Origin of the sequence: Roseomonas sp. 18066 (genome assembly GCF_902706185.1) — a bacterium.
Lineage (GTDB): Bacteria > Pseudomonadota > Alphaproteobacteria > Acetobacterales > Acetobacteraceae > Pseudoroseomonas.
Genome location: NZ_CACSJM010000177.1, coordinates 1 through 11644, shown reverse-complemented (window position 1 = coordinate 11644; position 11644 = coordinate 1). Strand labels below are relative to the sequence as shown.

General features: G+C 71.5%; 11 protein-coding genes. 6 read left to right on the top strand and 5 right to left on the bottom strand.

What is annotated here, in order from left to right; all coding sequences use genetic code 11:
- Nucleotides 1-75 precede the first annotated feature (75 nt).
- Together GVN67_RS25250 and addA are read left to right on the top strand one after the other, a co-directional pair.
- Nucleotides 76-900: a PD-(D/E)XK nuclease family protein gene (locus GVN67_RS25250; protein WP_255430441.1), complete on the top strand. Its 825-nt coding sequence runs from the start codon at nt 76-78 to the stop codon at nt 898-900.
- Nucleotides 890-4372 (top strand): double-strand break repair helicase AddA, encoded by a 3483-nt coding sequence (addA, locus tag GVN67_RS25245; RefSeq protein WP_160000083.1) that lies wholly within the window; start codon nt 890-892, stop codon nt 4370-4372. The genes GVN67_RS25250 and addA overlap by 11 nt, the downstream gene beginning before the upstream one ends.
- A gap of 154 nt (nt 4373-4526) precedes the next feature.
- Here the strand turns inward: addA and GVN67_RS25240 are convergent, their stop codons facing one another.
- Nucleotides 4527-5105, bottom strand: a complete 579-nt coding sequence (locus tag GVN67_RS25240) for a UdgX family uracil-DNA binding protein (protein WP_160000082.1) — start codon at nt 5103-5105, stop codon at nt 4527-4529.
- A 198-nt stretch (nt 5106-5303) separates the two neighbouring features.
- Here GVN67_RS25240 and dnaN point away from each other — a divergent pair, with 198 nt between their 5' ends.
- Entirely contained in the window at nt 5304-6431 is a 1128-nt protein-coding gene (dnaN, locus tag GVN67_RS25235) for a DNA polymerase III subunit beta (RefSeq protein ID WP_160000081.1), read from the top strand.
- Between the two features lie 16 nt (nt 6432-6447).
- Nucleotides 6448-6804: a hypothetical protein gene (locus GVN67_RS25230; RefSeq protein WP_160000080.1), complete on the top strand. Its 357-nt coding sequence runs from the start codon at nt 6448-6450 to the stop codon at nt 6802-6804.
- 19 nt (nt 6805-6823) lie between these two features.
- Here the strand turns inward: GVN67_RS25230 and GVN67_RS25225 are convergent, their stop codons facing one another.
- From GVN67_RS25225 to GVN67_RS25210, 4 genes are all read right to left on the bottom strand, one after another.
- The gene (locus tag GVN67_RS25225) at nt 6824-6985 is read right to left on the bottom strand and encodes a hypothetical protein (protein WP_160000079.1); all 162 of its coding nucleotides are present in this window, start codon (nt 6983-6985) and stop codon (nt 6824-6826) included.
- A gap of 77 nt (nt 6986-7062) precedes the next feature.
- Entirely contained in the window at nt 7063-7782 is a 720-nt protein-coding gene (locus GVN67_RS25220; RefSeq protein ID WP_160000078.1) for an HAD-IA family hydrolase, read from the bottom strand.
- Nucleotides 7783-7893: 111 nt separating this feature from the next.
- Nucleotides 7894-8391 carry an Lrp/AsnC family transcriptional regulator gene (locus GVN67_RS25215; RefSeq protein ID WP_160000077.1) on the bottom strand — a complete coding sequence of 166 codons (498 nt, stop codon included), beginning with the start codon at nt 8389-8391 and terminating at the stop codon, nt 7894-7896.
- A 92-nt stretch (nt 8392-8483) separates the two neighbouring features.
- Nucleotides 8484-9353 (bottom strand): GNAT family N-acetyltransferase, encoded by an 870-nt coding sequence (locus GVN67_RS25210; protein ID WP_235035474.1) that lies wholly within the window; start codon nt 9351-9353, stop codon nt 8484-8486.
- 187 nt (nt 9354-9540) lie between these two features.
- Here GVN67_RS25210 and GVN67_RS25205 point away from each other — a divergent pair, with 187 nt between their 5' ends.
- Entirely contained in the window at nt 9541-10209 is a 669-nt protein-coding gene (locus tag GVN67_RS25205) for a haloacid dehalogenase type II (RefSeq protein ID WP_160000075.1), read from the top strand.
- Nucleotides 10210-10223: 14 nt separating this feature from the next.
- Nucleotides 10224-11501 (top strand): FAD-binding oxidoreductase, encoded by a 1278-nt coding sequence (locus GVN67_RS25200; protein WP_160000074.1) that lies wholly within the window; start codon nt 10224-10226, stop codon nt 11499-11501.
- The last annotated feature ends 143 nt before the right edge of the window (nt 11502-11644 follow it).

Sequence of the window (11644 nt, the reverse complement as noted above, 5' to 3'; positions counted from 1 at the left end):
AAAGCGCCAGGACCTCGGTGACGCTGATCTCGCGCGGGCGGTCGGCGCCCGCCGGCCGCCGACCGCCCGCGCGAGATCAGCGTCACCGAGGTCGCCGACCTGATGGCCGACCCCTATGGCTTCTATGCCCGCCGCGTGCTGCGGCTGACCCCGCTCGACCCGCTGGATGCCGAGGTCGGCGCCGCCGATTACGGCCAGATCGTCCATGCCGTGCTGGCCACCTGGACCCGCCGGTTGGGCGAAGCCCCCGGCGGCTGGCCCGGCCTCGATACCGCCAGCCGCTGGTTCGACGAGGCGGCCGAGGAATCGCTGGCCGAGGCCGCCGCCCGCCCCGGCCTGCTGGCCTTCTGGCGTCCGCGCCTGTCGCGCATCGGCGGCTTCGTCGTGGCGCAGGAGGCCGCCCAGGCATCAGGAAAAAGAATCCGCCACCGCCATGCCGAGGTGTCCGGGCATCTCGACATCCTGCAGGGCGCGGTGCGGCTGAAGGTGCGCGCCGACCGCATCGACGAGCTCGCCGACCGCACCCTGTCGATCATCGACTACAAGACCGGCACCCCGCCCTCCGCCAAGGAGATCACCGACGGCCGCGCCCCCCAGATGCCGCTGGAGGCCGCCATCGCCGAGGCCGGCGGCTTCCAGAAGGTCGAGGGCGCCGTGGTCTCGGCCATGGCGCATTGGCGGCTGACCGGCGGCGGCACCCCCGGCGAGGTCAAGCCGATCAAGGGCGACGCCGCGGCGCTGGGGGCGGACGCGCTGGACCAGACGGCGGCGCTGGCGCGGGCCTTCCTGCTGGGCGACCGGCGCTTCGTCGCGCGGCCGCATCCGGGGCGGAAGCCGCGCCGCTCCGACCACGACCACCTGGCGCGCGTCGCCGAATGGGGTGCCGCCGATGAATCGTGATCTTTTCTCCGATCTGGCGCAGCCCGCGGAATCGCCGCGCGAGGCGGCCCAGGCGGCGCAGCGCCGCGCTTCCGACCCGCTGGCCTCGGCCTGGGTGGGGGCCTCGGCCGGCTCGGGCAAGACCAAGGTGCTGACCGACCGGGTGCTGCGCCTGCTGCTGCGCCCTGGCGCCAAGCCGGGCCGCATCCTGTGCCTGACCTTCACCAAGGCCGCCGCCGCCGAGATGGCCACCCGCCTGGCCCGCCGCCTGGGCGAATGGGCGGTCGCCGACGACGCCACGCTGCGCGCCAGCCTGGAGGCGCTGACCGGCGCCCGCCCCGGTGCGGCGCTAGCCCGCCGCGCCCGCGCCCTGTTCGCGGAGGTGCTGGAGCAGCCGGGCGGCATGCGCATCGCCACCATCCATTCCTTCTGCCAGTCGCTGCTGCGCAGCTTTCCGCTGGAAGCCGGCCTGCCGCCGCAATTCACCCTGATCGAGGAGGCCGACGCCGCCGAGATGCTGGCCGAATCGCGCGAGATGACGCTGGCCTCCGGCACCCTGCCGGAGGAGGCGATCGCCGCCATGGCCGGCCTGGGCAGCCCGGAGGATTTTGCCGACACGCTGCGCATGCTGGTGCGCGAGCGCGAGCGGCTGGGCAAGGCGATCGAGGCCGCCGGCGGCATCCGCGGCTGCGATGTCCTTCTGCGCAAGCGCCTCGGCCTGCCGCGCGAGGGCGGCGAAGGCGAGGCCCTGGCTGAGGCCGTCGCCGCGGTCGACAGCCCGCAGCTCCGCGCCAGCGCCCTGCTGCGCCAGAGCGGCAATGCCAATGACCGCGCCCGCGGCGAGCTGATGAAGGCCTTCATCGACCTGCCGCTGGAAGCGCGCCAGGCCCGCTGGGACGATTGGTGCGCCATCTTCCTGACCGCCGATGGCAGCCCGCGGAAGTCGATGGCGACCAAGGGCGGGCTGAAGGACCGCCACGAGGAAACCCAGGCGCTGATGGCCGAGGAAGCCGAGCGCCTCTATCGGTTCGAGGACGGCCGAAAAGCCTGGCGGCTGCATGGCGCGACGCTGGCGCTGCTGGCCCTCGCCCAGCCGGTGCTGAACGCCTATGCCGCGCGCAAGGCCCGCATGGGTGCCGTCGATTTCGACGACCTGATCCAGGCGGCGCGCGGGCTGCTGCAGGACCCGGGCAGCGCCTGGGTGCTGTACAAGCTCGATGGCGGCTTGGACCACCTGCTGCTGGACGAGGCGCAGGACAGCAACCCGCATCAATGGGAGATCGCCGCGCGCCTGGCCGAGGAGTTTTTCTCCGGCCTCGGCACCCGCGAGCCCGAGGCGGTGCGCAGCATCTTCGCCGTCGGCGACGAGAAGCAATCGATCTACGGCTTCCAGGGCGCGGATGCCGCCGGCTTCGCCCGCTGGCAGGCGCATTTCGAGCGCGCCGTCGGCGAGGCGGGGGAGAAATTCGCCGCCGTCCCGCTGAATGTCTCCTTCCGATCCACCGCCCCGGTGCTGGCGCTCGTCGACGCCGTCTTCGCCGAGGGCGCCGCGCGCCAGGGCGTGGTGCCGGAGGGCGCCGTGCTGGCCCATCGCGCCGACCGCGCCGGGGAGGCCGGCATCGTCGAGCTCTGGCCCGCGCTGGCCAAGCCGCCCGCCGCCGCGCTGGAACCCTGGGACGTCCCCGACGAGCCGGTCGGCGAGGAGGATGCCGAGGCGCTGATGGCCGAGGCCCTCGCCGCCCGCATCGCCCAGATGGTGCGCGAGGAACGCCTGCCCGCCCGTGGCGACCGCCCGATCCGCCCCGGCGATATTCTTGTTCTGCTGCGCCGGCGCACCGGGTTTTCGACCCTGCTGGTCCGGGCGCTGAAGGCGCGCGGCGTGGCGGTCGGCGGCGTCGACCGCATGCGGCTGATCGAGCAGATCGCGGTGCAGGACCTGCTGGCGCTGTGCGACATCCTGCTGCTGCCGGAAGACGACCTGCAGCTGGCCGCGGTGCTGAAAAGCCCGCTCTGCAACGTGCCCGAGGATGATCTCTACGTGCTGGCACGCGGGCGGGTGCAGCCGCTGTGGTGGAACCTGCTGCAGCGCCGCGGCGAGGACAGCGCCGCCGGCCGCGCCGCCGACTGGCTGGCCGACCTGGCCGACCGTGCGGATCTGGCGACCCCCCACACCATCCTGGCCGAAATCCTCGGCGAGCATGGTGGGCGCGGGCGCATCCTGGCGCGGCTCGGGCCCGATGCCGCCGACCCGCTGGACGAGGTGCTGAACGCCGCGCTCACCTATGAAAGCCGCCACCCGCCGTCGCTGCAGGGCTTCCTGCAATGGCTGCGCCGCGGCGGCGCCGAGGTCCGGCGCGAGGCCGAATCGGGGGCCGACGCCGTCCGCCTGATGACCGCGCATGGCGCCAAGGGGCTGCAGGCCCCGGTCGTCATCATCCCCGATGTCGGCAGCGGCCGCGGCGACAAGGCGGTCCGCTGGGAGGAGGCGTCACCCCCCCTGCCCTATTGGGCGCCGCGCAGCCGCAAGGACTTTTTTGCACCGGCCTGGACCGCGCTGATGGAGGCGGAAACCGCCGCCCGCGACGCCGAGGAAAACCGCCTGCTCTATGTAGCGCTGACCCGCGCCGAGGACCGGCTGCTCCTCTGCGCCTGGGGCGAGCCCAAGCCGGGCAGCTGGTACGACCTGGTCGCCCAGGGTTTTTCTCGGTTGGACGGCGCGGTCGAATTGCCGCTGGACCCGGCCTGCTTCGGCGCGCCGCCGGCGGCGAGCTTCGCCGGGCCGCTGCGCCGCCTGGAATCCGCCCAGACCGCCGCGCCGCGCCGCGAGCCGCATGCCGCCACCGCCGCCGAGCTCGCGCCGCTGCCCGCCTGGATCGGCCGCCCCGCCGACCCGGAAAGCCAGGCGCTGACCCTGTCGCCCTCCGCCCTGCCCGGCGAGGAGCAGACACCGACCGCCGCCCCGCATGGCCGCGCCGACCCGACCGGCGAGCGTTTCCGGCGTGGCCGGCTGATCCATGCCCTGCTGCAGCATTTGCCCGACTACCCGGCGGCCGAGCGGGAGGCGGTGACGCGGCGCTTCCTCGACCGCCCGGGCCATGGCCTGACCGAGGCCGACCGCGCGGCCACCGGCGACGAGGTGCTGCGCCTGCTCGACCACCCCGAGCTCTCGGCCGCCTTCGGCCCTGGCAGCCTGGCCGAGGCCCCGATCGCCGGCCGCATCAACGGCCTGCCGCTGGCCGGCCAGGTCGACCGCCTGCTGGTGACCGACGACCGGGTGCTGGTGCTGGACTACAAGACCAACCGCCCGCCGCCGTCGGAGGTGAAGGACGTGCCCCCCCTCTATCTGCGCCAGATGGCCGCCTATCGCGCCTTGCTGCGCCAGGCCTTCCCGGGTCGCGCGGTGGAATGCTGGCTGCTCTGGACCTGGTCGGCCACGCCGATGCCGCTCCCGGGGGTTTTGCTGGATCGGTATGAGCCGGCAGGGGTGGGGTAAGAGGTCATTTAAGAGAAGAATCTGGGGGCATTGAATGCCCCCAGACCCCCACATTCATGAGCGTCCCGCCTCAGGCCTCAAGGTGCCAACAGATGGCGGGGTCCGGGGTGATACGATCACCCCGGCGGGGTTCCAGGGGCAGCGCCCCTGGCCTTCACCCTTCCCGTTCCGCCCGGCTCCAGGCCAGCGCAACCCCCAGATCCTCGACGAAGCGCGCATATTCGGCCTCCCGCATCGCCGGGTCCGGCAGGCGCAGCAGGTAGCTGGGGTGGACGGTGACCAGGGTGGGGCGCTGCCCGGGGCCGGGGATCACCTGGCCGCGGATCTTGGCCACCCCCACCTTGCGGCCGAGCAGGCTCTGCGCCGCGGTCGCGCCCAGCGCCACCACCAGGCGCGGGATGACGCGCTGCAGCTCGGCCATCAGGAAGGGGCGGTACAGGGTGATGTCCCCGGCATCGGGCCGCTGGTGCAGGCGGCGGCCGCCGCGCGGGACGAACTTGAAGTGCTTCACCGCATTGGTGACGTAGCAGGCGCGGCGGTCGATCCCGGCCGAGGCCAGGGCGCGGTCCAGCAGCCGCCCCGCCGGGCCGACGAAGGGGCGGCCGAGGCGGTCCTCCTCGTCGCCGGGCTGCTCGCCCACCAGCATCAGCGGCGCGTGCAGCGGGCCTTCGCCCAGGACAGGCGGGCTGTCTTCCGCCCAGGGGGCGGCCGGCACGGGGGGCAAGGCGTCCATGGCGGATGAAACGCGGCCCTGGCCTTAAGGTTCCCGCAACGATTGGCTTTACGGAAAGTTTCGCCGCGGGCTTTCCGGCCAGCGCCTTGCTGCCGCGTCTTTCGCGGCCCCTGCGCGGCTGGTAAAGAGGGAGACTTGTCTCGATTCCGGGCGTGCGCCGTGGCGTGCGCTCTTATCCGCGCGGGGGTTGCTCAAGCCATGAAGTTCTCGGTGGACCGGGCAGTTCTGCTCAAGGCGCTCGCGCATGTGCAGAGCGTGGTGGAGCGGCGCAACACCATCCCCATCCTGGCCAATGTCATGCTGGCGGCCCAGGACGGCGTCCTGACCCTGACCGCCACCGACATGGAAATCGCCATCGTCGAGGAAGTGCCGGGCGTCACCATCACCCGCGCCGGCCGCACCACGGCCCCGGCCGCGACGCTGTACGAGATTGTCCGCAAGCTGCCGGACGGCGCCAAGGTCGAGCTGGACCATGCCGGCGGCGACGCCCCCCTGGCGCTGCGCGCCGGGCGTTTCGCGACCTCGCTGATGGTGCTGCCGGTCGAGGACTTCCCCTCGATGACCGAGGGCAAGCTGCCGCACAGCTTCGAGCTGGCCCCCTCCCTGCTGCGGGAGCTGGTGGACCGCACCAAGTTCGCCATCTCCACCGAGGAGACGCGCTACTACCTGAACGGCATCTATATCCACGCGACCGAGGTCGACGGGCAGAAGGTGCTGCGCGCCGTCGCCACCGACGGCCACCGCCTGGCCCGCGTCGAGGAGCCGCTGCCCGAGGGCGCCGAGGGCATGCCGGGCGTCATCGTGCCGCGCAAGACGGTCAACGAGATCCGCAAGCTGGCGGAGGAGAGCAGCGACCCGATCTCGGTGAAGCTGTCCGACACCAAGATCCGCTTCGCCTTCGGGTCCGTCCACCTGACCAGCAAGCTGATCGACGGCACCTTCCCGGAATATGACCGGGTCATTCCGCGCGGCAACGACAAGATCCTGACGGTCGACAAGAAGGCCTTCGCCGAGGCGGTGGCCCGCGTCGCCGCCATCTCGTCGGAGCGCTCGCGGCCGGTGAAGCTGAGCCTGAAGCAGGACAGCCTGACGCTGACCGCCAGCAGCCCCGACCAGGGCCAGGCGGAGGAGGAGCTCGACGGCGGCGCCGTCTCCTACACCTCCACCCCGATCGAGATCGGCTTCCAGGCGCGCTACCTCGCCGACATCACCGACCAGATCGCCGACAAGGTGGAGTTCCGCTTCGCCGACGGCTCGGCGCCCACCGTGGTGGTCGATGCGGCCAAGCCCGAGGCGCTCTACGTGCTGATGCCGATGCGGGTCTGACCGGCAGCGCCGCGGCGTGACCACGATCCGGGTCCTGGCCGCGGTGCTGGCCCTGCTGCTGGCGGGGGGCGAGATCGCCCGCCGCATCGCCGTCCCAGGCGGCTTCTTTCCCGGGATCTTTCCGCTCGCCATGGATGAGTTCGCCATCGCCGCGCTGCTCGGCTGGGCGGCCTGGCGCGGCAGCGCGGGCGCGTTGCTCGCCGCCTGGATGGCCTGCGCCGGGCTGCTGCTCGGGCTGCTGGCGGCCAATGCGGCGCCGCTGCTGGGCGGCGCGCCGAAGCCCGGGGCCGCGACCTACACCATCGCGCTCTCGGTCCTGCTGGCGGTCGCCGGCTGGGCGGCCTGGCGCAGCGGGCGCGGCCTCAGGGGCTGAGGCCGCGCTGGGCTTTGCCTCAGAACCCGCCGGGCGGCTTGGCCGGCGGGGTCCTGACGATATTGACCGGCAGCGGCAGGGCGCCGGGCACATTGCCGGCGCCGCCGCCGGCGATCTGGTCGAGCGCCTCGACCGTGAGCTCCGCTTCGGCCGGTGGCGTGGCCTGATCCGTCTTGCCCATGGCGGCGATCCCTTTCCTGCTGGTCGGGATGCAGCTTAGGGGCGAAACGAAACCAGGTCACGCCCAGGCTTCAGCCTTCAGTCCTCGGTCTTCATCACCAGCCCGCCGGTCTCGGCGAGGTCGGCCAGCTGCGCCAAGGTCGAGAAATGGTAGTCGGGGGTGGTCAGCTCGGCTTCCAGCGTGCCGCCGAAACCCTTCTGGCCCTGGCGCCGCTCGATCCAGCAGACGGTGTAGCCCAGCTGCCGGGCCACGCCGATGTCGTGGTACTGGCTCTGCGCCACATGCAGGATGTCGGGGCGGTTGTAGCCGTCGCGCGACAGGCGGCCGCGGGCGAAGGCGAAGTAGAGCGGGTTGGGCTTCTCGACCAGCGCGTCGTCGACGGTGACGCTGTCGTGGAAGGGGCTGCCCAGCGTCTTCTCCATGGTGTCCAGCGACCAGCGCTGGGCATTGGTCATGGCCACCAGCTTGTAGCGCTTCGCCAGCCGCTTCAAGGCGTCCACCGAATCCGGGAAGGCCGGCCAGTTCCTGATCGACTGGGTGAAGCCTTTCGCGATCTCGTCGCTCTGCGGCAGGCCGAGCGGGCCGCTGATCTCGTGGTAGACGCGCTCCAGGTCGTCGGGGAAGCGCTTCGGCTTGGCATTGCCGCGGGTGCGCCGGTAATGCGCCAGGATGGTGTCGTCGTCATGCGCGGCGGCGGCCGGGCCGCAGGCCTCGCGCAGATAGTCGAGCATGCCCTTCTCGAAGTCGATCAGCGTGCCGACCACGTCGAAGGTCAGCACTTTCGGTTCGCGTGCCATTCCTGTGAGCCCCCTGGCTTCGTTGCCGGGGAAGGCTAGGGCGGCCCGGGCAGCGCCGCCTGCTTTATGCGCGGCACGGCCCGGCAGGATCTGCTGCGGCAGGCGGGGGCTTCAGTCCTGCGTGGGGAAGAATCGTTCCAGCGGGTAATGCTGCTTGGTGAAGACCGTCTTGATCACGACGTAGGAGAAATACTTCTCGATGCCGATGTTCTGCGCCAGCAGCACCTCGATGGTGTCCTGGTAGTGCTGCACGCTGCGGCACATGAACTTCAGCAGGTAGTCGTAGCCGCCGCTGACCAGGTGGCATTCGATCACCTCGTCCACCGCGCGGATGCGCGCCTCGAAGCGCTGGAAGTCGTGGCTGCGGTGGTCGGACAGCGTGACCTCGGTGAAGATGGTCATGGTGTCGCCGAGCTTCTGCAGGTGGATATGCGCGCCGTAGCCGATGATGTAGCCGGCCTTCTCCAGCCGCTTCACGCGCATCAGGCAGGGGCTGGCGGACAGCCCCACGGCATCCGCCAGGTCCACATTGGTCATGCGGCCGTTCTTCTGCAGATGCGTCAGGATCCGCAGGTCGATCCGGTCCAGTCGGGGCAGTCCATTGACCATGCAGCGATCCAAAGCCCGGCGATCCAACAACAGGAAGGCGAGCCTAGGACAATCCGGCCCGCGAGGGAATCGCGCGCCTCAGCCCGGCGGGATCAACCGAGCGCCTGGTTGATCAGGGCATAGCGGCGCGGCCCGCCCGGGACCACCGCCGGCATCGGCGCCGGGCCGCGCCGCATCGGCGTGCCGCCGCCGACATGCGCCAGCCCCATCTCCTGCAGCCAGGGCGACAGCCCGCTGTCCAGCGGCACGTCGATGCGCAGGAACTGGCCGCTGCGCACCCCCAGCCAATGCGCGATCAGCGCCTTCGCCGCCGCCTCGTCCGGGGCGATCACCGGGCCGATGACATGGCCGCGGCCGAAGCGGCGCAGCAGGGAGAAGCCGACGGTCTCGCCGTCGCGCTCCAGCGCCACGCCCTCCGCCTGGGCCAGCAGCGCCTCGAGCACGGCGCCGCGGTCCTGGCCGGTCACCGCGCGGTCCATCGCCGCCAGCACGCCGGCATCGCTGCGGCCCATCGGGCGCAGCCGCTCGCCCGGCTGCAGCGGCACCAGGCCGACCGAGAAGGCGGCGCCCTGGTGCTGGCAGATCTCGCCCTCGGCGACGAAGCCCAGGCTGGCATAGAGCGGGAAGCCGTCGGTGGTGGCGTTCAGCTGCACCACCCGCCCCTCCAGCTCGGCCAGCACGGCGCTGGTCAGCTGCCGCCCGAGGCCGCGGCCCTGGGCGGCGGGCGCCACGATGACCATGCCCAGCGCCGCATGCTCGGCGCCGAAGGGCCAGGCCATGGCGGTGCCGAGCAGCGCGCCATCGGCCTCGGCGGCGACGCCGAAGCCCAGGCCATGCACGAACTGCCAGTCCTCGACGCGGTGCGGCCAGGAAACGGCGCGCGAGAGGCCCTGCGCGGCCTCCAGGTCGGCCAGCTCGAGCCGCCGCAAGGTCAGGCTGCCGGCCGTCTTGCCCTCGGACACTGTCATTCCTCCTGCCGCAAACGCTGGAGGGCCGAGCGTTACAACGGCGCGCGAGAACATGATGCCGTCCTTGCGCCAAATTCGGCAGCATCGACTGCCGCGGGTGGCCGCCGGCGTGGACTGATCGGCCGCGACGGCCGCAGCATCATCGCCGACAACCGATCCGTCCTTGCAGGGAGTACGATCCATGCCGAAGCTGCGGCCGAAATTCATCACCTTCGACTGCTACGGGACGCTGACCAATTTCCGCATGGGCCCGGTGGCGCGCGAGCTCTTCGCCGACCGCATCCCGGCCGAGCGGATGGACGCCTTCGTCGCCGATTTCTCCGCCTATCGCCTGGACGAGATCCTGGGCGACTGGAAGCCCTACGACCAGGTGCTGAAGAACGCGGTCGAGCGTACCTGCAAGCTGCACGGCATCGCCTTCGTCGAGGCCGACGGCCAGGTCTTCTACGACGCCGTCCCCACCTGGGGCCCGCATCCCGACGTCGCCGAGCCGCTGAAGCGGGTGGCGAAGGAATTCCCGCTGGTCGTGCTGTCGAACGCGTCGAACAGCCAGATCCACAGCAATGTCGCGCTGCTGGAGGCGCCGTTCCACGCCGTCTACACCGCCGAGATGGCGCAGGCCTACAAGCCGCGCTTCCAAGCCTTCGAATACATGTTCGACCAGCTCGGCTGCAGCCCGGCGGACATCCTGCATGTCTCCTCCAGCTATCGCTACGACCTGATGTCGGCGCATGATCTGCGCATCGGCCATCGGGCGCATGTCGCGCGCGGGCATGAGCCGGTGACGCCCTATTACGGCGCCCATGAGATCAGCGATATCGGCGGCCTGCCCGGGCTGCTCGGGCTCTGAAAGGCCAGGCCGGCATGAAGCTGCTTCCCTACTGGCAGGACACCGCCACCCCCTTCGCCGGCGCGGATGCCGGTCCCCTGGGCGGCAAGGTCGATGCGGTGGTCATCGGCGGCGGCTTCACCGGCCTGTCCGCCGCCCTCGCCTTGGCGAAGACCGGCGCCAGCGTCGTGCTGCTGGAGGCCGGGCGGGTGGCCACCGGCGCCTCCGGCCGCAATGGCGGCCATGTCAACAACGGCACGGCGCATGACTTCGCGGGGCTGGCCGCCAGCCTCGGCCTCGACCATGCGCGCCGCCTCTACCACGCCTTCGACGCTGCGGTGGACACGGTCGAACGCATCGTGGCCGAAGAGGCGATCGACTGCAGCTTCCGCCGCTGCGGCAAGATCAAGCTGGCCGCCAAGCCGCAGCATTTCGACAAGCTGGCCGCCAGCTTCGACCTGCTGCAGCGCGAGGCCGACCCCGACACCCGCCTGATCCCGCGCGAGGGCGTCCGCGCCGAGGTGGGGTCCGATATCTATTACGGCGGGCTCGTCTACGAGAAGAGCGCGCAGATGCATATGGGCCGCTTCGGCGCGGGGCTGGCCACCGCCGCCGCCCGTGCCGGCGCCCGGATCTTCGAGGACACGCCCGTCACCGGGCTCACGCGCCTGCAGGGCCGCGCCCATCGCGTCGAGACGCCGCGCGGCACGATCGAGGCCGCCCAGGTGCTGGTCGCCACCGGCCCGAGCCAGAAGGGCCCCTTCGGCTTCTTCCGCCGCCGCATCGTCGCCGTCGGCAGCTTCATCGTCGCCACCGAGCCGCTGTCGAAAGACCAGCTCCATTCCATCATGCCGGGCCGGCGCAATGCGACGACGTCGCGCATCATCGGCCACTACTACCGCCTCAGCCCCGACGACCGGCTGATCTGGGGCGGGCGGGCGCGCTTCGCCATGTCGAACCCGACCAGCGACGCGAAAAGCGGCCGCATCCTGGAGGCCGGACTGCAGCAGGCCTTTCCGCAACTCGGCAAGCCCCGGCTGGATTATTGCTGGGGCGGGCTGGTCGACATGACCGCCGACCGCCTGCCGCGCGCCGGCGAGCATGAGGGCCTGCTCTACGCCATGGGCTACAGCGGCCACGGCGCGCAGATGTCGGTGCATATGGGGCAGAACATGGCGGCGGTGATGGGAGGACGCGCCGAGGCGAATCCTCTGCGCGACCTGCCCTGGCCGGTGGTGCCCGGACATTTCGGGCCGGCCTGGTTCCTGCCGCTGGTGGGGGCTTATTTCGGGATTAAGGATCGATTTCAGTAAGGCTCTTCAAGAGAAGAATCTGGGGGCATTGAATGCCCCCAGACCCCCACATTCATGAGCGTCCCGCCTCAGGCCTCAAGGTGCCAACAGATGGCGGGGTCCGGGGTGATACTATCACCCCGGCGGGGTCCAGGGGCGGAGCC